Source organism: Aurantibacter sp. (genome assembly GCF_039941195.1).
Taxonomy (GTDB): Bacteria; Bacteroidota; Bacteroidia; order Flavobacteriales; family Flavobacteriaceae; genus Aurantibacter_A.
In genome coordinates this window covers 65,800-86,808 of record NZ_JBDVFA010000025.1, presented here as the reverse complement: position 1 = coordinate 86,808, position 21,009 = coordinate 65,800, and the positions used below count along the sequence as shown (strand labels likewise).

General features: G+C 33.7%; 18 protein-coding genes. 10 read left to right on the top strand and 8 right to left on the bottom strand.

Annotation, left to right across the window (positions count from 1 at the left end; all coding sequences use genetic code 11):
• From thrS to rplT, 4 genes are all read left to right on the top strand, one after another.
• The coding region (gene thrS / locus ABJF52_RS04760) for a threonine--tRNA ligase (RefSeq protein WP_348147032.1) at positions 1-865 on the top strand (865 nt) is incomplete at its 5' end.
• A 33-nt stretch (positions 866-898) separates the two neighbouring features.
• Positions 899-1,447, top strand: a complete 549-nt coding sequence (gene infC, locus ABJF52_RS04755; protein ID WP_348147041.1) for a translation initiation factor IF-3 — start codon at positions 899-901, stop codon at positions 1,445-1,447.
• A 96-nt stretch (positions 1,448-1,543) separates the two neighbouring features.
• Positions 1,544-1,741: a 50S ribosomal protein L35 gene (gene rpmI, locus ABJF52_RS04750; RefSeq protein ID WP_203252829.1), complete on the top strand. Its 198-nt coding sequence runs from the start codon at positions 1,544-1,546 to the stop codon at positions 1,739-1,741.
• Between the two features lie 92 nt (positions 1,742-1,833).
• Positions 1,834-2,178, top strand: coding sequence for a 50S ribosomal protein L20 (rplT, locus tag ABJF52_RS04745; protein ID WP_121849576.1), 345 nt, complete (start codon positions 1,834-1,836; stop codon positions 2,176-2,178).
• Between the two features lie 48 nt (positions 2,179-2,226).
• Here the strand turns inward: rplT and ABJF52_RS04740 are convergent, their stop codons facing one another.
• The 4 genes from ABJF52_RS04740 to ABJF52_RS04725 are packed head-to-tail and all read right to left on the bottom strand — an operon-like array spanning position 2,227 to position 6,621.
• The gene (locus ABJF52_RS04740) at positions 2,227-2,499 is read right to left on the bottom strand and encodes an EF-hand domain-containing protein (protein ID WP_348147027.1); all 273 of its coding nucleotides are present in this window, start codon (positions 2,497-2,499) and stop codon (positions 2,227-2,229) included.
• Between the two features lie 22 nt (positions 2,500-2,521).
• Entirely contained in the window at positions 2,522-2,944 is a 423-nt protein-coding gene (locus tag ABJF52_RS04735; protein WP_348147024.1) for a secondary thiamine-phosphate synthase enzyme YjbQ, read from the bottom strand.
• A 47-nt stretch (positions 2,945-2,991) separates the two neighbouring features.
• Positions 2,992-5,685 (bottom strand): TonB-dependent receptor, encoded by a 2,694-nt coding sequence (locus ABJF52_RS04730; RefSeq protein ID WP_348147021.1) that lies wholly within the window; start codon positions 5,683-5,685, stop codon positions 2,992-2,994.
• 36 nt (positions 5,686-5,721) lie between these two features.
• Positions 5,722-6,621: a GLPGLI family protein gene (locus tag ABJF52_RS04725; protein ID WP_348147018.1), complete on the bottom strand. Its 900-nt coding sequence runs from the start codon at positions 6,619-6,621 to the stop codon at positions 5,722-5,724.
• A gap of 225 nt (positions 6,622-6,846) precedes the next feature.
• On the opposite strand from ABJF52_RS04725, the gene ABJF52_RS04720 reads away from it, so the two are divergent.
• Positions 6,847-7,641, top strand: coding sequence for an HAD family hydrolase (locus ABJF52_RS04720; protein WP_348147015.1), 795 nt, complete (start codon positions 6,847-6,849; stop codon positions 7,639-7,641).
• A gap of 39 nt (positions 7,642-7,680) precedes the next feature.
• Here the strand turns inward: ABJF52_RS04720 and ABJF52_RS04715 are convergent, their stop codons facing one another.
• Entirely contained in the window at positions 7,681-8,658 is a 978-nt protein-coding gene (locus tag ABJF52_RS04715) for an AraC family transcriptional regulator (protein WP_348147012.1), read from the bottom strand.
• Positions 8,659-8,800: 142 nt separating this feature from the next.
• On the opposite strand from ABJF52_RS04715, the gene ABJF52_RS04710 reads away from it, so the two are divergent.
• The 5 genes from ABJF52_RS04710 (at position 8,801) to ABJF52_RS04690 (ending at position 16,957) form a co-directional block, all read left to right on the top strand.
• A complete protein-coding gene (locus ABJF52_RS04710; RefSeq protein WP_348147009.1) occupies positions 8,801-11,215 on the top strand; it encodes a TonB-dependent receptor in 2,415 nt (804 codons plus the stop codon).
• Between the two features lie 20 nt (positions 11,216-11,235).
• A complete protein-coding gene (locus tag ABJF52_RS04705) occupies positions 11,236-12,627 on the top strand; it encodes a hypothetical protein (protein ID WP_348147006.1) in 1,392 nt (463 codons plus the stop codon).
• Between the two features lie 90 nt (positions 12,628-12,717).
• On the top strand, positions 12,718-14,232 hold the full coding sequence (locus ABJF52_RS04700) for an ankyrin repeat domain-containing protein (RefSeq protein ID WP_348147004.1): 1,515 nt from the start codon (positions 12,718-12,720) through the stop codon (positions 14,230-14,232).
• A gap of 115 nt (positions 14,233-14,347) precedes the next feature.
• A complete protein-coding gene (locus tag ABJF52_RS04695) occupies positions 14,348-14,743 on the top strand; it encodes a DUF2271 domain-containing protein (protein WP_348147038.1) in 396 nt (131 codons plus the stop codon).
• A 9-nt stretch (positions 14,744-14,752) separates the two neighbouring features.
• Positions 14,753-16,957, top strand: coding sequence for a PepSY domain-containing protein (locus ABJF52_RS04690; protein WP_348147001.1), 2,205 nt, complete (start codon positions 14,753-14,755; stop codon positions 16,955-16,957).
• Here ABJF52_RS04690 and ABJF52_RS04685 read toward each other — a convergent pair.
• The 3 genes from ABJF52_RS04685 to ABJF52_RS04675 form a co-directional block, all read right to left on the bottom strand.
• Positions 16,954-18,213 (bottom strand): asparagine synthetase B, encoded by a 1,260-nt coding sequence (locus tag ABJF52_RS04685; RefSeq protein ID WP_348146998.1) that lies wholly within the window; start codon positions 18,211-18,213, stop codon positions 16,954-16,956. The genes ABJF52_RS04690 and ABJF52_RS04685 overlap by 4 nt on opposite strands.
• 113 nt (positions 18,214-18,326) lie before the next feature.
• Positions 18,327-19,871: a replicative DNA helicase gene (gene dnaB / locus ABJF52_RS04680; RefSeq protein ID WP_348146995.1), complete on the bottom strand. Its 1,545-nt coding sequence runs from the start codon at positions 19,869-19,871 to the stop codon at positions 18,327-18,329.
• A gap of 156 nt (positions 19,872-20,027) precedes the next feature.
• Positions 20,028-20,981: an acetyl-CoA carboxylase carboxyltransferase subunit alpha gene (locus tag ABJF52_RS04675; protein WP_348146993.1), complete on the bottom strand. Its 954-nt coding sequence runs from the start codon at positions 20,979-20,981 to the stop codon at positions 20,028-20,030.
• Between the last annotated feature and the right edge of the window lie 28 nt (positions 20,982-21,009).

The window sequence follows — 21,009 nt, the reverse complement described above, 5'->3', positions numbered from 1 at the left end:
AGAATTCGGTACGGTGTATAGATACGAACAAAGTGGTGAATTACATGGTTTAACAAGAGTTCGTGGTTTTACACAAGACGATGCTCATATTTTTTGTACTTCAGATCAATTGGACGAAGAATTTAAAAATGTAATCGATTTATCGTTATATGTCTTAGGTTCTTTAGGTTTTGAAAACTTTACTGCTCAGGTGTCTGTTAGAGATTTAAATACACCAGATAAGTACATTGGATCTACAGAAAATTGGGAAAAAGCGGAAAATGCAATAATAAATGCCGCTAAGGAGAAAGGACTCGATTTTATTATTGAATCTGGTGAAGCAGCTTTTTACGGACCCAAATTAGATTTTATGGTAAAAGATGCTTTGGGTAGACAATGGCAATTGGGTACTATTCAGGTAGATTACAACCTTCCTGAACGTTTTGATTTAACCTACAAAGGGTCTGATAATGAGTCTCATAGGCCAATAATGATACATCGTGCACCCTTTGGAAGTTTGGAGCGATTTATTGCGCTATTATTAGAACATACTGGTGGTAATTTTCCACTTTGGCTAATACCAGAACAAGCAATTATTCTTCCTGTTAGTGAGAAACACGAAAAATATGCCGAAAAAGTTTTAAAATCCTTAGAAAATAGCGAAATTCGCGCCCTCATTGATAGTAGAAACGAGACAGTTGGCAAAAAAATTCGGGAAGCCGAAATGCAAAAAGTACCGTTTATGCTTATCGTCGGGGAGAATGAAGAGGCTGAAAATACAATATCTGTGCGAAGACACGGGGGTGAAGATTTAGGCTCTATAACACTTAACGATTTTGAGGACTTGGTAACTAGCGAAATAAATAGTACCTTAAAGTCGTTTTAAATAATGTTTAACTAAAAAGTATAAGTCATAGCAATACGTAGGAGATTTAGGCCCCAACCTAGACGGGAAAATAAAAACCCGCATAATATTAATGAGAAAATATTGGCACCAGAAGTTCGCTTGGTTGGTGACAATGTAGAAGTAGGTATTTACCCAATTCGAAAAGCCCTTGACCTTTCAATTGAAATGGAATTGGACTTAGTGGAGATTTCGCCAAAGGCGAAGCCACCCGTTTGTAAGATAATTGATTACAAAAAGTTTCTTTACGAACAGAAGAAACGCGAAAAGGTAATGAAAGCCAAAGCTAGTAAAGTAGTGGTTAAAGAAATTCGGTTTGGACCGAATACAGATGACCACGATTACGAGTTTAAAAAGAAACATGCTGAAAAGTTTTTAAAAGATGGTGCAAAATTAAAAGCATATGTCTTTTTTAAAGGCCGATCAATAGTTTATAAAGATCAAGGTGAAATTTTGTTGTTACGATTAGCTTCTGAATTAGAAGAGCTAGGTAAAGTAGAACAAATGCCGAAGTTAGAAGGTAAGAGAATGACAATGTTCATTGCGCCTAAAACAAAAAAATAATACGAACAACGTTCGTTATACCATATACTAAGCGCTGCTTACTTTTGTGAGCAGCGTTTAGCATGATAAGTGAGATTAATAATTAAATAGGAGAAAATGCCTAAACAGAAAACAAAATCTAGTGCTAAGAAGCGTTTCAAGCTTACAGGTTCTGGAAAAATCAAAAGAAAGCACGCTTTTAAAAGTCACATATTGACTAAAAAATCTAAAAAGCGTAAGCTTGCGTTAACACACTCGGGTCTTGTACACGATGCAGATGTTAACAGTATTAAAGAACAATTACGTTTAAAGTAATTATTCTAATCGGTAATTAAATATAAACCCTGGAGTTGGGCAATTAAAAGTGTACAAAAAAATGTACCGCCTACTACAAAAAATTAAAAATTATGCCAAGATCAGTAAATGCAGTAGCTTCAAGAGCCAGAAGAAAAAAGGTGATGAAGCAAGCCAAAGGTTATTTCGGAAGACGTAAAAACGTATGGACGGTAGCCAAAAACGCAGTAGAAAAAGCAATGCTTTATGCTTACCGCGATAGAAGAAACAAAAAACGTACTTTCCGTGCTTTATGGATTACTCGTATTAATGCGGGAGCTAGATTACATGGAATGTCTTACTCTCAGTTTATGGGTAAAGTAAAAGCTAATGGTATTGAATTGAACAGAAAAGTTCTTGCCGATTTAGCAATGAATCACCCTGAAGCTTTTAAAGCAATTGTAGAGAAAGTAAAATAAATAAAATATATCTCACTTATAAAAAGCTCTGTTAATACAGAGCTTTTTTTATACAACAATAATTTTATCAACAGCTGATTTAAATTCTTGCCAATCAATTAGCTCATCACCAGAATTATCGTATCCTTCTATTAATTTTGATCCTACTAAACCTCTAATAAATCCATTAATTTCGGCTTCCTTTAATAACCTAACAATCTCGCTTTTTTTCAATTTTCCATCACTATTCGCGTCAAAAAAAGCAAAAGCTTCTTCAGGTGTATCAAACTTATTTGTTATTAATATTTGAATTTTACTTAAAATAGCTTCTTTAGTTGCCATACCTGTTTTTTTTAATAAAGTTTTAAATTCCAAATGCTGAAATTACTAGATTTCTTCCGGATGCATAATCTCGATGTTCACATAAATAAATACCTTGCCAAATGCCCAAATTCAACTTCCCATTAGTTATGGGTATTTGTACCGAAGTTCCCATCAAAGATGATTTTATATGAGCAGGCATATCATCTGAACCTTCGTATGTATGAATATAATAAGGTGCATTCTCAGGAACCATAATATTCATATGACTTTCAAAATCTGCTCTAACACTAGGATCTGCGTTCTCATTAATAGTTAAGCTTGCAGAGGTATGTTTTATAAATACTTGTAACATTCCAGAATTCACATTCTGTAAATGAGGCAGCTCTTGTAATACCTGTGACGTAATTAGATGAAAGCCACGTTTAAACGGAGGCAATTTAAATTCGTTTTGATAAAATTTCATATTGAAAAATTACAAAATAAATTTCGCTGTAAAAAAAATAAAAGAATCTATAGATTGTACTTAACCTTTAACATAACGTACCTAGGTTGCACCACATAACTAGATGTGCTAAAAAACAACTCATTAAAGCTATCTTGATTAAGCTCTTCATTATTTAAAAGATTAGTAACCTCAATAGCATATTCCCACTTACTATCTTTTTTCTGATAGGTTAAGCTTGTATTTAAAAAGGCATATTCATTATCTACAGTTTCAGCCTTATCTTGATAATGATAATAATTAAAATCTGCTAAGAAAATAAAACTTTTCAAAAATGCAGCATCAAATTCGGCATAAGGTGTATTCGTATAAAATGTTGAGGCAACTCCCCCATTATCGTAATCATTGATTGCGTACTTATATCCCAGCTCTAAATTTGGAGCATTTTTGAAACTACTTGCCAAAGAAGCTCTGTAATTTTGAGTAAAAGATTCTGAAATCCTTGGATCACCATTTACAATATTATTTAATTTTGAATATGATAAGGCCGCACGTGTACTAACTTTTATTCTACCAAATGTTCGCTGAAAATTACCACTTCCACTCAATACCTCATCCTCCAGATTAGAATTAATTGTACTTCCCACCTGATTAATTCCAGTAATGGTACTATTATTTTTGAAGGCATCAACACGTTTATTGTAGGTGATGTTTGCAAATATATTTTGCATACTAAACATATTAAAGCTGAAAAAATTTAAAGATAAGTTATGGAATAGTGCACTTTCCAAATCTCTATTTCCTTGATATAAGGAGTTGTAGTTATTAAAAATATAAGCACTTGCAAACTTATCTATATCAGAAAATTGTCGAGTAACATTATAATTAAATCGTAAATTTTCTGATTGTTTAAATTGATAATTTATAAATAAATCTGGAACAATATTTACCAAATCATCTGACACCTCAGAACCCAATTGTGTATTAGTAGCTTTATAACTATGCGCTAATATACCCGGATTAATTGTAAACTTTCCCGCGATTACTTTATAGTGTATACCAGCATATATATCTGAAAAAGAATAATCAACATCATTGACTAGATCGGTATCTGAAAAAGATAATTCTGAATCGTCATCCAAAATCTGAAATATTGAAGAATTAAATTGCTGACTGCTTTGTATTGTTCCTATTGTAAAATTTAAATTACTTTTTGGACCAGTTATGTAGTAATAGTCTCCTTTTAATACTAATTTATTGGTTTTAATCTTACGATCTTGATTTATATTAAAAGCTGATACCGATGTATCTAAAGGCAATACACTGGTAAAAGGTTGTATTTCACGTATGGCATTATAAAACGGATCTTCGTTTTGATACAAATATTCGGCTTCGAGTGCTAAAATATTCTTCTCATCTACCGTATAATAGAAATTTGCATTTTGCTTTATACTTGAGGGCGTTTGTTTTTTATTCTGAAATATTTGATCCGTAACATCCGCTACAGACAGCGTATATACATCTTCATCCTCATCAGAAAACTTAGCCAAAACATCATATTCGGCATGCAATTTGTCATTTGGATTATACCCGGCGCTCAATTTTAATAGACCTAAACTAGATGATTGATCTGTGTTAGTAGTCGTAACTTCATTTTGATTAGTACTGATGAAGGTTCTACTTGTTAGCGTTTCTAAAGTTGTATTATTATAGGAATATATTGCAAAACCACTTATATCTAATACACTACTTGGCGCATAGCTAAAACTTACAGCTCCAAACTTTGACGTTATTTCTTTTGCTTTGTTATTTTGCAGTTGTGACAATCCTAAGCCCCCATCCCCTACTGAAAAATTGGTGCCAGTATTGCCAGTTCTACTTCTAAAACCACCTGTGAAATTTCGATAATCCCGAGAAGTAAATGGAAGCTCTCCTATATTATTAAAATCGGTAAGTATATTAATACTATATTTTGGACTGTAATAAAAAAGTTTGGGGTGCGCTAGGTAACGTTCATTTAACCCTATGCCACCTGTTATTTCACCAAACCAAAAACGTTCTTTCCCTTCTTTTAATTTTATATTTAATGCTACGTTATCTTGATTATTAGTAACACCTTTTAGTTGAGAAACATCATTGAAATTTCGTAAAACTTCTACTTTATCCAATGCGTTTGCTGGAATATTTTTAGCCGCAAGTTTAGAATCTCCATCGAAGAAATCTTTTCCATTCACCATTACCTTAGACACCGTTTTTCCTTCTACTTCTATTTCACCATCATCATTAATCTCAACTCCGGGCAAATTCTTCAGTACATCTTCTAGCTTTTTTTCGGTTCCTGTAGAAAAGGCATCTGTATCATAGACAATAGTATCTCCCTTAATGGTTACTGGCATTTCATAAACTACCTCAACTTCGTCTAAACTTTCAGTTTGCTCAAATAAAACAACATCTCGCTGTAAATCAGCTTCGCCTACCTCTAGTAATAATTCCTTTGGTTGAAACCCCAAAAAACTAAACTTTAAATTATAACTCGAATTCTCTTTTACATTAATTTTATACTCCCCATTCTGATTGGTAATTCCAAAACCATCAAGTGCTTTAGTTTCTGAATTTACAGCCACCACATTAGCCATTTCTAATGCAGAACCAAGACTGTCTTTAACGGTTCCAGTTATTGTAATATTTTGAGCAGAAGCCAGCGTATAAATTGCTAAAAACACCGGCAACACCAATACTCTTAATCGATGAATATTTCTCATTTAGATTGCTATTATTAATTCAAGAAAAACAAATACTTAGTTACCTCGCCCGCCAGGTCTACCGCCACCACGATTACCGCCTCTAAAGCGCTCAGACATTTCTTTCATTTTCTTTACTAATAATTCATCATAATCCGCTTGATTAATCTCTTTGCCTTTTTTGGGAGCAACGATAGCAACTTTTTCATCTGAATTAAGAACTATTTTAGTGCATAAAATAACCGTTTTTTCAGAGGTAACTTCTAAAATTAAGCCGGGTAAACCCCAGTATTCTCCTGGCCCATTACTAATAGGTATTTCCGGTGTAAACCAAGCAGTAATTATTTCATCGTTGGCCCCATCAGTATTTAAAGCATCGGCATCCGGTTTTTCTTCTACTTCCTCCCCTCTTTCCTTACTTCGTTCTCTATCTCGTTCTTTTCTCATTTTATCAAACTGACTTTCGATACTAGCAGTATCCTTAGGTATTACTGCGGTGGCTTGATAACATGTATAATTACCTATTTTTTTGGTCTCCGTTCCCATAACCCAATTAAAGGTTGGAAGTTCATCTTTTATCAAAAAAACCTTACCGAACATCTCAGCTTCTTTGGCATAGCTTTTCTCTTGGATATTCTTATATAATTTACCATCGTCTCCAGAGCTAAACCTAAATCGACCTCCTCTACCTCCACCATCTGTACTTGGAGCATCAAGCACTTCTTCTTTAATATATGTAGCAGCAGACTTATCAAAATTAAGTTCAAAAGTTTTTTCCGAAGCTTTTTTCATACGCTCCATAATCCGCTTTTTATCAGCTTCAGACATATCTGGTCGCCCTCTAAATTCACCCAATGTAGTTTTAGTTTGATATATGGCCTGTCCTTGAAATTCTTGTGCGTTGGATGTATATACAAACAACACTACTGCTAAAATTGAAAATATAAGTTTTCCCATTTCTATTGAAAGTTTAACACTGTTTACATCTTAGACCATACTTTGGACAATTGGTTTAATTTGAAACGATTAATTTTTCATTAATATTTATCCAGAGTTTCATTCCGAAAAATAAATCGATCATACTTACGGTTTTTACTAAACAATCTTTTAAACTTTATGCTACTATTATAACTTCATATTAATCTATATAAAATACCTTTGCAACTTAAAAGATGAACTCGAATGGACTTATCAAAAGTTAAATTAGTCGTCACTGATATGGATGGCACCTTATTGAATTCTAATCATGAGGTTAGTGATAGATTTTTTGAACTTTACAAAGACCTTAAAAAAAAAGACATTCTTTTTATTGCTGCTAGTGGCAGACAATATAATAGCATTGTCGACAAGCTTTCTTCAATTAAAAATGAGATTATTGTAATTGCTGAAAATGGAGGTTTTGCGATGAAAAATAATTCTGAAATTTTATCCACGCCAATGTCCAATGCAGCGAAAAATAAAATTTTAGAAGTTCTAGAAACTGTCCCCAATGTACATCCAGTATTATGTAGTAAAACAAATGCATATTTAACAAACTCGTCGCCAGAATTTGTAAATAAATTAAAAGAGTACTATACTGAATTTACCATTCTTGAGGACTTAAAACAGCACGAAGGAGAAATAATTAAAATTGCTATTTACCATTTTGAAAGTTCGGAAAAGCATATTTATCCGTCGGTTAAACATTTAGAAGGTGATTTAAAAGTAAAAGTGTCTGGGGAAAACTGGGTTGATATTTCAAGTCCGAATGCTAATAAGGGTTTTGCATTAAATATAATTCAAAATCAATACAACATTACTCCTGCAGAAACAATGGTTTTTGGTGATTTTAATAATGACCTCGAGATGTTGGCCTTGGCCGATTTTAGTTTCGCAATGAAAAATGCGCATCCTAATGTTAAAAAAGCAGCCAATTATGAGACTTTAAGTAATGATGAGAATGGTGTAGAACACATTTTAGAATTACTTGTTAAGTAACACTATTCATATTTGAAAGCAACAACACAACCATAGTAGCTATTTATTAGCAGGTTTTAATTCGCTTGGCAAATACCCCATAGTTCTTTTGAAGGCCGTCGTAAAATGTTGTGGATTAGCATAACCTACCTCGTAGGCAGCAAAAGCTATTGTAGCTCCTTCTTGAAGGATTAAACTTTTAGCCTCTTCCATTCGCAATGCAGTTATATATTTAAAAACAGTAACACCATAAACCTTCTTAAAATCTCTTTTTAATTTAGTTGTATTGAACCCGGCTATTTCGGCTAAATCTAAAATCTTCAGTGAATTTTTTAAATTTTGTCTAATATGTGCCTCAACCTTTACCAAAGCTAGGTAATCAGAATTAAGTAATTTTACATTATTATTAGATATTTTGGCAGTATGCCTGTCCTTTAAAAAGTCTATAAGCAAAACTGTTAGTTTACTCTCCAAATACCTTTTTCTGATTGGTCCTTTATATGGACACTGTATAATTTCATTTATTTTACCTCTTAATTGAGGTGGTATAAATTTACTTTTATCCCATAAAACAAAGGAATTTGAATTTGTTATTGCCTCTTGTAATTTGCCAAATAAACTTTCGTAGTCAGAACCCATGAGTTTCTGTAATAAATCTGGTTTAATGTAAACCTCAAAAACCTTGGCATTGCTACTTAAAAATACATCTCGTCCTTCCGTAGTTGGATAATAGAACATGTTGCAATGATTTTCAGGAATTTGAACCAAATATTTAATATGGCTCATAGGTTGATAGGAATATGATCCATCTAAAGAAAAGTGAAGCTTTATAAGATGCTCATCACTTTTAACTCCTATTTCCGAATTGAATTCGAACAGCTTTTTTTTGTTCGAAAAGTCTACCCCACTAATTAATGCAATTCCATCTTTATTCGTTACTTCTATAATATTATATTGGACAGAACTCTCTATATAAGCATCTTTAAAAAGCTTTTTAACTGCTATTTCCTTATGTAAAATTTTACCGTAGCTATTCATTTCTGCTTATACCTTGTATTACTTCCTTTTGCGTATATAAAAATTCCTTTCACGGTAGTTCAGCATACATTCCTGTTTTAGATTTGCAAATATATTTTATTTAGACTAAATCTTAATAAATATAACCAGCTTTTTTAAATTAATGAAGAACCTATTCACCGTATTTGCATTTTTAACACTGTTTTCGGCTACAAGTCAAGAAACATTTGGCACAATTACAGGTATGGTAAATGATGCCTCAGGAAGCCCTTTACCTTTTGCTAACGTTTTAATCGAAGGAAAAAAAATTGGTGTATTAACCAATGATATTGGACTTTATACAATTCCAAGAATACCCTATGGCAAATACAGAGTAACAGTTTCTTTTATAGGTTATAATAAAGTTACGAAGTCTATAGAAGTTAATAAAAACAAACCTCAGCTTAAGATAGATTTCACTTTATCTGAAAATGTTGAGAATCTAGATGAAGTAACTGTCAAAGGTAAAACTAAAGAAACGGAGATTGAAACTAAGGGCTTTGCGGTAAACGCCATAAGTACAAGGGAAGCTGGACTTCGAAGTATTCAAACAAACGAATTATTAAACACTACAGTTGGCGTAAAAATTCGCCAAAACGGAGGTTTAGGCTCCAATGTAGAATATAGCTTAAATGGGCTTTCTGGTAGGTCTGTAAGTATTTTTATTGACGGAATTCCTATTTCAATTTATGGTTCTTCTTTTAGTTTAAACAGTATACCACCCTCCATGATTAAAAACATAGAAGTTTATAAAGGCGTAGTACCTGGTCATCTGTCTAGTGATGCCGTTGGTGGAGCTATAAACATTGTGCTCCATAAAGGCGCTAAAAATAATATTAATGCTTCCGTTTCATACGGCTCGTTTAACACACTACAAACTAATATAAACGGTGCCTATCGATTTGATGAATCAGGATTTACTATTAAAGCTTCTGCATTCCACAATTATTCTGACAACGATTATAAAATTTCAGGAAGAACCATTGTTGATATTGCTCCAAATGGCGTACAAACTCCTATAGTAGCTCGAAGGTTTAATGATGCCTATAGGTCTTCAGGAGGTATGGCACAATTTGGCTTCACCAATGTAAGTTGGGCAGACCAATTTTTACTTGGAGTTACCGCTTCTGACGAATATAATGAGGTACAACATGGGACATTTGTTACCATTTCACCATATAAAGACCGTTTTTTAGAATCAGATGCGCTATTAGGGAATTTAACCTATCAAAAGAGAGACTTACTTGTTAAGGGACTAGATTTAAACATTAACGGTGTATATGGCAAGCGCAATCGAATAATAAATGACACCGTTGCAGATGCTTATACATGGACAGGTAATAGATTAATTGGTTTTGATGGTGAGTATCTTGAATACATATGGGGTTCTCAAAATGAAAATGGTCCAACGCTCGCTAAAATTGTTAGAAAAGTATCCTCTGTTCGTTCCGGTTTATCATACACTTTAAACGATAATCACAAAATACTACTAAATCATGTTTATAGTGGTGTTGACCGTGAAGATAGCGATGAAATGATATCGCTACTGGAAAACACTTTTCAACAAACTAGTGATTTATATAAGAATATATTTTCATTAAGCTATGAGCTCAATGCATTCGAAGATAAGTTTAAGTTAAATGCTTTTGGTAAGCATTATGCCCAGAAAGTACTAAATACGCAACCTGTTTTTAATGACGATAATACAGCAGTAATTGACGAAGTGTACCAAAGTAATAATGACTACACCGGTTATGGGTTTGCTGCTTCCTACATCATAATTCCCACCGTTACACTATTAACCTCCGCTGAAAAAGCAATTCGTTTACCAAGTGAGAATGAGGTTTTTGGGGATGCAGGAGACAATTTACTCCCTAACCTTACCATTGAGCCAGAAACTAGTGACAATTTAAATATTGGCTTTCGATTTGGGGAATTCAATGTGAAAAAACATGGTTTTACACTAGCAACTAACTTTTTTGCTCGAAATATTGAAAACAGAATTGGTTTACCTGCGAATGCAGATGGATTAAGAGAAAGTGATGAATTTGTACAATATACCAACTTAGAAAACACTGCTGAATCCAAAGGCATCGAAGCTGAGTTCAACTACACATACAACAATAATCTCGGATTCAACTTCAATATAACCCATATGAGTTTAACTACCGTAAACTCAGGTGTTGAAACTAGCGTTCCTAATGTACCCCTCTCTACCATGAATGCAGGGTTGCGATATACAATAAAAGATTTTATTCAGTCAAAATCTTTAATTAGCTTATTCTACAACGCCTATTATACAGACGAATTTGCTTTCAAATTCGCTGCAGGAACAAATACAACTGGTGAAGAAGAATTTTTAATTCCAGAACAGATATCCCACGATTTTGGGCTTAGCTATACTTTCCCAAAAAAGAACTTTGTACTCAGCTTTGATGTTAAAAACATATTTGATCAATCTGTGTATGATAATCTATCTGTACAAAAGCCAGGCAGAGCTTTTTATCTAAAATTAAATTACATAATCAATAATCTTTAATTTCAAAAATAGAATCTATTATGAAACGACCCTTGCTAAATTTAAAATCATACGCCATAGCAATATTTGCTATTAGTTTTATGACTGCTTGTAGTAGCGATGATAACACTATTAATCCCGATCCTGAACAAGAAGAACAAGAAGAAGAACAAGAAGAGATAGAATCAAGGTGGATAACCATTGCCGGAGCAAAAATGGGTGAAGAACCTGGTGATGGAAACGGAGGAACCTTAATATATTCCGTGTCCAGTGAAGATGCTAAAGACCCAACAGTACAAATAGACCCATTTAATAATGGTTTTGTAGCACCTTCTAATAGAACGGCTAGACTACAAGCCTCAGAAGATGGTAGTACCATTTTTAATATTAGTTATGCGGGTGACACTGGTGGTAACTATACTAAATATCTTGTAAACGGTGGTAATGATTTTGAGCAAACTGGCTCAGAGATTAGTATTGCACCTTATGTTGGTACCGCTCCAAGATGGATTAAACTGTTCGATGGTGATAACACTGGTTCTGCCGTATACGTAACTACAGAACACCTAGTTGATGATAATGGTACTCCCGATGAAGTTACCGATGACACATACATACGAACAAGTCAAACTATAGGAGTAGTAACCTTAGACCTAGTAGACTCTCAGATAAATGCATTTGAAGAACATGAAATTGGACTAAGTGATGAAGAAGAAGCGCTGGGTTATTATATCTCTAGAATTGATATGCCTACTTTAAATGAAGCAGGAGACAAATTATACATTGGTGCCCGAGTAAGTAAAATAGATCCTACAACATTAGAAAGCGATGCAACTGATTTCGAAATATTAGGCTCCAAAACTATTGTATTGGATTACCCTTCTTTACTAAACCCAACAATCATTACCTCTTCAGTAGGCCATGGTGATACCAATGGTTACCGTAGTATCAATTCTTTTGAATACGAAGGAAGTGTTTATCAAGCTAACCAAAGTGACCCTGAAGGTTCGTATATCTTAAAAATTGGTTCTGACAATTTATATGACGATTCTTATAATTTCAATTTAGATGATGCTTTAGGTGTAACGGGTGCATATGTATTAGCCTGGAGTCCTGCCGCAAATGGAAAAGCCGTTTTAGCATACCGACATGATGGATCAGCAGAAGGTATTTCTGGTAGAGGAGAAAGCTATTTTGCCTTAGTTGATTTAAATGCAAAAACCGCTACTAAAATAGATGATATTCCTTATGATGTAGATTTTGAATTATTCCAGTACCAAGGCTATGCCGTTGACGGAACAGAAATTTATCTTACGCAAGCCCCAGTTGGCCAAAATGGAAATATTTATATTGTAGAAACTGAAACTGGTACAGTTACCAAAGGAGCTGAATTGGTTAATGCTACTGGCAGTCATTTTATTGGCGCATGGTAAACCTTTAAAAAATATTAATTTATCAATACCATTATCGGACTATTTGTCCGATAATGGTATTGATAAATTAGAACTTAAAACTATTCGAATATGAAAAATAATGTAATTAGAACTTTTGTTTTTGTTCTCAGTTTTGCACTTGTTTCCATAAGTGCAGTGGCCCAGCGAAATGCGCCACGAGATCCAAATCCTTTTTTAAACAGAGATTACTGGGAAAAACAACCAAGCATTGGCGCTATTGAAGCTACTATTAAAGAAGGTCATTCTGTAACGCAATCTAATAGAGGTGGTTTTGATGCAACTACCTATGCGATATTTGAGGGCAACCCTTTGAAAACAATAGATTTTTTAATTGCTCAAGGTAATGATATCAACAAAAGAACGCATGATTCTCGTACCTATATTTTTTGGGCTGCATCCAACGGAAATGTAGCGCTTGTAAAACATTTAATTGGTAAAGGTGCCAAATTAGACCTAGTTGATTCACATGGTTATGGCCCTATTTCATTCACCGCTGCCTCAGGGCAAGAAGACACAGCAATTTACGATGCCTTTATAGATGGTGGCGCTGATGTGAAAAAAGAGAAAGATCATCATGGTAAGAATGCGCTTTTAGTTGCTACTGGAAGAGCAAAAAGCATGAAGATTATAGATTATTTTATTAATAAAGGTTTAGCTATTAATAGCACCGATGAGCACGGCAATGGTATTTTTCATTATGCAGCTCAAGGTGGAAATATTGATATTTTAAAGCAACTAGTAGCAAGAGGTGTATCAACCAAAAAGAATGAAACTACTAATGAGAATGCTATATTCTTCGCAAGTAAAGTTGGCCGTGGAGGTGGTAATGGAATAGAAGTATTTCAATACCTTGAAGGAATTGGAATATCGCCTAACATTGTTACCAAAGAAGGAGAAACTCCTATTCATAACTTAGCTGGTGGTTCTTCAGACACTAAATTATTTGAATATTTTATAGCAAAAGGTGTCGATATAAATGCTCAGGATGAAAAAGGAAATACAGCCTTATTAAATTCTGTACCAAGAAATAAATTTGAAACAATATCCTATATCGCAGAAAAAACTAAAAACATTAACCACACAAATAAGAAAGGGCAATCTGCCTTAACATTAGCTGTTCAGAACAATAGTGCTGAAGTAGTAAACTTTTTAATTTCAAAAGGAGCTAAAATTGATGTATTAGATACTTCTGGAAACAATTTGGCTTTTTATTTATTTGACACTAGAGGAATCCCGAAAGATTTTGATGCTAAAGTCCAAGCTTTAGAAAAAGCTGGTTTTGATTTCAAGGATTCACAAGCTAATAAAAGTACAATTTGGCATTTAGCGGTAAGCAAAAACAATCTCGATTTGCTTAAAAAAGTAAGCGATTTTGGCGCTGATATTAATGCAAAAGATAATCAAGGTAATACTCCATTGCACAATGCAGCAATGAAAACGAGAAACACCAAAATTTTGAAATTTTTAATTGCTAACGGCGCAGATGTAAAATCAACAACTGAGTTTGGAGAAACCGCACTTGATTTAGCAAAAGAAAATGAACTTTTAGCAAAAAGTAACAGCAGCTTAGATTTTTTAAATTAAGATAACAAATATGAAAAAATCAGTTTTAACCTTCTGTTTGATAAGCGTTTTTTCGCTTCAAATTTTAATTGGCTACTCTTTTGTAAATTTCACTCCTGTTGTTAGTTATAAATGTATGATACAAATGACAAACTATACGGGTGAAAAAGCCTATGTTGTGGTGTCTTTAATCGACCCAGATGGCAACTATGTAAAAACATTGTACGTTCAAGGAGATGATGAAGAGTGGTTTCCAGATTTAAAAGAATGGTGGACCTTTAGCGATGGCTCAAATGAAAATATTGATGGAATAGCTGGTGCAACTATTGGCAATGGTGAACGAAACATTATATCAATCGGAGTTGATGCAACTCAAATTGATAGTGGCTATAAACTTCGATTTGAATCAGCTGTTGAAAATCAAGAGTATTATCCAATAGATGCAGAAGTTCCATTAAATTCTGAAACGATTAAAAATAAGGTTGATGGAAAAGGTTACATTCGGTTTATTAGAATGGTACCGAGCAAATAATGCAATAATATGACGCTCTCAATTTGGCGATATAGTCATTTAATTTTGGCTTTTGCGTCTTCTATATTTTTAATATTGGCTTCGGTCACAGGGGTAATACTATCCATTGAGCCTATCGACAATAAGTTACAGCCCTACCGTATTTCAGATACGGAAGGGCTTTCTCTTGCCGAAACAATTTCAAATATTAATGCTCAGTATAACGAGGTATTAAAAATTTCAAGAGATAAGAATGGTTTTGTAAGTGCGACTGTTAGCATTGACAATAAAAATGAATCCTTTTATGTAAATCCAAACACAGGTGAAAAATTAGGAACTTTAATAGAGAAAGCTCCTATTTATCAATTTTCTACGAACCTTCATCGTTCGCTATTTCTTAAAACCCCAGGTCGCTTCTTTATAGGATTAACCTCACTCCTACTCTTTTTTATTGCAATCTCTGGTATAATATTAATCACCAAAAGACAAGGTGGATATACAAAATTTTTCTCCAAAATTGTTCGCGAAAATTATGCCCAATACAATCATGTAGTTTATTCAAGACTTGTACTTATTCCAATAGTTATAATTTCACTTTCTGGAGTTTATTTGTCGCTTTTACGTTTTCAAGTTATTAAAGAAAACCAAATTGCTCATGAAATTGATTTCGATAACTTAAAAGAAGACCCTTTTAAAAATTTTACAGAGTTCGATATTTTCACGAACACGAAATTATCAGAATTAAGAGAAATAGAATATCCTTTTTCAGAATTTGTTGAAGACTATTATATAGTTCGATTAAAAAATAAAGAGCTACTAATTAACCAATATACAGGTGATGTAATTAGTGAAAAACAATATCCATTCTCTTTCATAGCAACGGAATGGGCTACAGTATTACATACGGGACAAGGGAGTATTCTATGGTCAATTATATTAGGAATTGGGACTTTAGCCATACCTTTTTTAATGATTACTGGTTTCATAATATTTTTTAAAAGACCTAAAACCAAGATTAAAAATACCTTCACCAAAGATCAAGCGGAATACATTTTACTCGTTGGTTCAGAAAGTGGAACTACTTTGCAGTATGCTGAACTTTTACACGAGCATCTGTTATCCATAAATATAAAAAGTTATTTGACTTTTATGGATAAATACAGCACGTTCAAAAAAATGAAACATCTAATTGTATTAACTGCAACATATGGACAAGGAGAAGCACCGAGTAATGCTTTAAAATTCAATGGATTAACTTTAAAATATAAACAAAAAGAACCTTTTACATATACTGTAGTTGGGTTTGGTTCTAGGGCATACCCAAATTATTGCCAATTTGCATATGAAGCCTTTAATATTTTAAAAGAACTTTCTGAAGCTAATGCACTATTAGAAGATGTCTTCACTGTAAATGATCAATCTTTTGAATCATTTAATCAATGGTCAATTATTTGGGGAGAAAAAACTGGTTTAACTTTAAAACTGCAAAAACCTACTATTGAATATTCCAATAAAAAAAGTACCACATTTACAGTTTTAGATAAAACTGACAGTACTCAAATGATAGACAATACGTTTTTACTAACCCTTAAAAACATGAATGGAGCGACCATTAATTCTGGGGATTTATTAGCGGTAACACCAAATTCTGAAAGTAGTGAACGATTATATTCCATTGGACAAATGGAAAATAAAATCTGCACCATAAGTATTAAAAAACATGACTACGGGGTTTGTTCTACTTTTTTACAGCAACTAGAAATAGGCACAAAAATTGACGCATCTATTGTTGAAAACAAAGAATTCTATTTTCCTCAAAAATCTAAAAAAACAATACTGATTGCAACTGGAACAGGTATTGGTCCATTTTTAGGAATGCTTACAAACAATAGTACTAAAAATGAAACCCATTTATATTGGGGGGGGCGTACAAAAGAATCTGTTAAGCTATATGAACCTATTATTCAATCGAATCTTAAAAATGGAAATTTAACTACGTTTAATCCAGCATTTTCTAGAGAAAAAACTAGTAAAACCTATGTACAACATTTGATTAAAAATGATAGTGAGAGCATTGCGAAAGTACTTGATAAAAAAGGCTGTATTATGATATGTGGTTCAATTGCAATGCAAAAAGATGTACTTGAGGTACTTGATGAAATTTGCACGAACTATTTAAAAAAAGATTTGAGTTTTTACAAAAACAGAAATCAAATTAAAATGGATTGTTATTAGGTCTTCTGCTTTTTCTTACGAGCAGCAGGAAATAAAACATTATTTAAAATTAATCGATATCCCGGTGAAGTAGGATGTAATTCTAATTCCGTTTTTGGATCCCCTACTCTATGTTGATAATCTTCTGGATCGTGCCCTCCATAAAAAGTAAAAAAGCCTTTCCCTTTAATTCCGTGAATATAACGTGCTTCACTATTTAGTTTATTTTCACCCAAAACCAAAACTGTTGGTTTTACTTCTTCACGAGTAAATGCCGTAGTTTGCCCCATAAAAGCTTTTACCAAGGAAGTGTGGTTTTGACAAAGCATTGTTGGTACTGGATCCCATTTTGCAGAAAAATCCATTAAAGAAAAATAATCGGATTCCTTAGCTATACCGCTCCGTTTTGAAGTCATATCAATACTTGAAAATTCATACTTCACCGGATTACGTTCCAAAGTAAAATCGGTAAACGCAAAAGTATTACTATAATCTAGCTTACGTTGGTAATTAGCATCAGAGGGATCACCATCAAACATTGGTTCGCAAATATCTACCTCTTCTGCTGCCAAAGCAATATCAAAACTATCGGTAGCAGAACACATCGCAAACATAAATCCTCCACCAATTACATAATTTCTGATTTTTAAAGCTACTGCCCGCTTTTCTTCTGATACTTTAGAATAACCTAATTCCCTTGCAAGCTTCTCAGCATTTTTCTTGCCTTCAATATACCAAGGTGCCGCTCTATATGCTCCGTAAAACTTTCCATACTGACCTGTAAAATCCTCATGATGCAAATGCAACCAATCGTAAATGGCTAGATCATCATTTAATACTTCCTTGTCATATACCGTTTCATATGGAATCTCTGCATAGGTTAAAACCATAGTTACAGCATCATCCCAAGGTTGATTACCATCTGGCGAATACACTGCAATTTTTGGCGCCTTTTCCAAAATTACAGCCTCCTGATTCCGAGCAGGACTGGCAATTTCATCTAAAATATTTTGAGCCTGCCCATCAGAAAGAATTTCAAAAGACACGCCTCGAATTTGACACTCTTTTCGAATATTATCTCCATCAGGCAGTAAAAATGAACCGCCTCTATAATTTAATAACCATTGTACTTTTTGCTGTTTGGTTAAAACCCAATAGGTAATACCATATGCCTTTAAGTGATTTTTTTGACTTTCTGCATCCATAGGAATTAAAATATTGGATGCCAGTGCATTGGTCGAAATCAACAAAACTAGAACGAAAAGTAACTTCTTCATAAATAAAAACAAACTCTAAATTGTTTCTCGTATAAAGTTACAACTATTGTTTTAAAGCACTAATAACTTAAAAATGATAGAAAGGTAGTTTACAAAAACAATGATTTTACCTTTTAAAAAGGAACCTCACCCACATCTTCCTCAGGACCATCATTCATGCTACTTCCAAAAACATCATCTGCAGAAGGAAGTTGTCTCGCGTTGAATGGGTTTTCATCACCTTCATTCATTTTTGATTGAAATTCAAAAGGTGAATCAAAATCATCAAGGTTATCAAACTTACCAAGATTACCGATAAATTTCAAACGTATATTTTCTAAACCTCCGTTACGGTGTTTTGCAACAATAAATTCTGCCTGACCTTGAGTTGGTGTACGCTCTTCATCATCCCACTCATCTATTTTGTAGTATTCTGGTCTATATATAAATGATACAATATCCGCATCTTGTTCAATAGCACCAGATTCCCTAAGGTCAGAAAGTAAAGGTCTTTTACTACCCCCACGTGTTTCAACAGCACGAGATAACTGTGATAATGCAATAACCGGTACATTCAATTCTTTTGCAAGCGCTTTTAAGTTTCTAGAAATTGTAGAAATTTCTTGTTCACGATTACCACCATGACTTCCACCAGCTGTCATTAATTGCAGGTAATCAATAATTATCAATTTTATGCCATGTTGCGAAGCCAAACGTCTGGCTTTTGCTCTTAAATCAAAAATTGATAATGATGGTGTATCATCAATAAATAATGGTGCTTTTTCTAAAGATTTTACTTTTACATTTAATTGCTCCCATTCGTGTTTCTCTAATTTACCCGTTCTTAATTTTTCTGACGACAATCCAGTTTCAGAAGAAATTAAACGTGTAATAAGTTGCACTGATGACATTTCACAAGAGAAAAAAGCAACAGGAATATTATTATTTACAGCCATATTACGAGCCATGGACAGCGTTAAAGCTGTTTTACCCATACCAGGACGTGCTGCAACAATAATTAAATCACTTGGTTGCCAACCAGACGTTAGCTTATCTACTTTATCAAAACCCGTAGGTATTCCACTTAACCCTTCTTTATTGGCAATCTCCTCTATACGTTTCTTAGCTTGTATTACCAAGTTTTGAGCAGTTTCTGCTGGTTGTTTTAAGTTACCTTGAGTAACATCGTACAACTTAGATTCTGCATTATCTAATAAATCAAAAACATCGGTACTTTCGTCGTAAGCTTCCTGAATAATTTCGTTAGAAATTTTTATCAGTTGTCTTTGTATATATTTCTGTAGAATTATACGCGCATGAAACTCAATATGCGCTGATGATGCTACTTTTTGGGTCAATTTTATTAAATAAAAATCACCGCCTGAAACATCCAAAAGTCCATCTTTCTTCAATTGACTCGAAACCGTTAATAAGTCGACAGGTTGCGATTCTTGAAATAATTTAAAGATTGCTTCAAAAATATTACTATGTGCTTCTTTATAAAAAGCATCTTTATGTAAGATATCTATTACTTCATCCACACCTTTCTTATCAATCATCATTGCGCCTAGCACAACCTCCTCTAAATCAACAGATTGCGGCGGTATTTTTCCTCTTTCGAGATTAATGATAGTTGACTTGTCAATCTTACGACCGATAAGTGGGTTTGTGTTCTCCATAAGTGCGAAAGTATAGAATTAACCTTTAGTTAACTTTAAGTCTTGTTAACTACTGATCAACATTTCGTTGTTAATAAGTTAATATTTTATGTTGATATCCTAAAAAAACCGAAGAAAAATTTCTTCGGTTTTTTTTTAGCTTGATAGTTTCGAAGATTAGCCATTAAAAACGCCCATCTCGCTGTACTTTTTCATTCGCTGATCCACGAGCTCTTTTGGTGATAACTTTTTTAATACTTCAAAAGTTGAAGTTATTTTGTTTTTCACCGTATCGAAAGTTTTTTCTCGATTGCTGTGAGCTCCGCCAACTGGTTCTTTAATAATTTCATCAATTACCTTCAGTTTTTTACTGTCGTTTGCAGTAAGTTTAAGTGCTTCTGCAGCTTGTTCTTTATACTCCCAACTTCTCCACAATATTGAAGAACAATTTTCTGGAGAAATAACAGAATACCAAGCATTTTCTAACATTAGTATTCGATCACCTACACCTATTCCTAGGGCTCCACCGGAAGCTCCTTCTCCTATAACAATACAAATAATCGGCACTTTTAAGCGCGTCATTTCTAATATATTTCTTGCTATTGCTTCTCCTTGTCCGCGTTCTTCTGCTTCAATACCAGGATAAGCACCAGGGGTATCAATAAAGGCTACTACAGGTACTCCAAATTTTTCTGCTGAACGCATTAATCGTAATGCTTTTCTATAGCCTTCAGGATTCGCCATCCCAAAATTTCTGTATTGTCTAGTTTTGGTATTATACCCTTTTTGTTGCCCAATAAACATAAAGCTTTGGTCGCCAATTTTACCAAGACCACCAATCATTGCTTTATCATCCTTTACCGTGCGGTCACCAAACATTTCCAAAAACGTATCCCCACATATGGCATTTATATAATCCAAGGTATAAGGCCTGTTAGGGTGTCTAGACAATTGAACCCTTTGCCATGCCGTAAGATTCTTATAAATATCTTTACGGGTATCATGTAGCTTTTTCTCTATTTGCTTGCAAGTCTCAGTAACATCAACGTCACTTTCTTCGCCAATAATTGCGCATTTCTCTAACTGCTCTTCAAGCTCCTTTATAGGTAACTCAAAATCCAAATATTCCATATTGCTTAAATCGGTTTGTTCGTGATGA

Excerpts from the sequence above, each read along its gene's own strand:
- rpmI (WP_203252829.1), top strand. The coding sequence starts at position 1,544 with ATGCCTAAACAGAAAACAAAATCTAGTGCTAAGAAGCGTTTCAAGCTT.
- ABJF52_RS04700 (WP_348147004.1), top strand. The coding sequence starts at position 12,718 with ATGAAAAATAATGTAATTAGAACTTTTGTTTTTGTTCTCAGTTTTGCA.
- ABJF52_RS04690 (WP_348147001.1), top strand. The coding sequence starts at position 14,753 with ATGACGCTCTCAATTTGGCGATATAGTCATTTAATTTTGGCTTTTGCG.
- ABJF52_RS04735 (WP_348147024.1), bottom strand. The coding sequence starts at position 2,944 with ATGAAATTTTATCAAAACGAATTTAAATTGCCTCCGTTTAAACGTGGC.
- ABJF52_RS04695 (WP_348147038.1), top strand. The coding sequence starts at position 14,348 with ATGATACAAATGACAAACTATACGGGTGAAAAAGCCTATGTTGTGGTG.
- rplT (WP_121849576.1), top strand. The coding sequence starts at position 1,834 with ATGCCAAGATCAGTAAATGCAGTAGCTTCAAGAGCCAGAAGAAAAAAG.
- ABJF52_RS04685 (WP_348146998.1), bottom strand. The coding sequence starts at position 18,213 with ATGAAGAAGTTACTTTTCGTTCTAGTTTTGTTGATTTCGACCAATGCA.
- ABJF52_RS04710 (WP_348147009.1), top strand. The coding sequence starts at position 8,801 with ATGAAGAACCTATTCACCGTATTTGCATTTTTAACACTGTTTTCGGCT.
- dnaB (WP_348146995.1), bottom strand. The coding sequence starts at position 19,871 with ATGGAGAACACAAACCCACTTATCGGTCGTAAGATTGACAAGTCAACT.
- ABJF52_RS04720 (WP_348147015.1), top strand. The coding sequence starts at position 6,847 with ATGGACTTATCAAAAGTTAAATTAGTCGTCACTGATATGGATGGCACC.
- ABJF52_RS04705 (WP_348147006.1), top strand. The coding sequence starts at position 11,236 with ATGAAACGACCCTTGCTAAATTTAAAATCATACGCCATAGCAATATTT.
- ABJF52_RS04725 (WP_348147018.1), bottom strand. The coding sequence starts at position 6,621 with ATGGGAAAACTTATATTTTCAATTTTAGCAGTAGTGTTGTTTGTATAT.
- ABJF52_RS04730 (WP_348147021.1), bottom strand. The coding sequence starts at position 5,685 with ATGAGAAATATTCATCGATTAAGAGTATTGGTGTTGCCGGTGTTTTTA.
- ABJF52_RS04740 (WP_348147027.1), bottom strand. The coding sequence starts at position 2,499 with ATGGCAACTAAAGAAGCTATTTTAAGTAAAATTCAAATATTAATAACA.
- ABJF52_RS04715 (WP_348147012.1), bottom strand. The coding sequence starts at position 8,658 with ATGAATAGCTACGGTAAAATTTTACATAAGGAAATAGCAGTTAAAAAG.
- ABJF52_RS04675 (WP_348146993.1), bottom strand. The coding sequence starts at position 20,981 with ATGGAATATTTGGATTTTGAGTTACCTATAAAGGAGCTTGAAGAGCAG.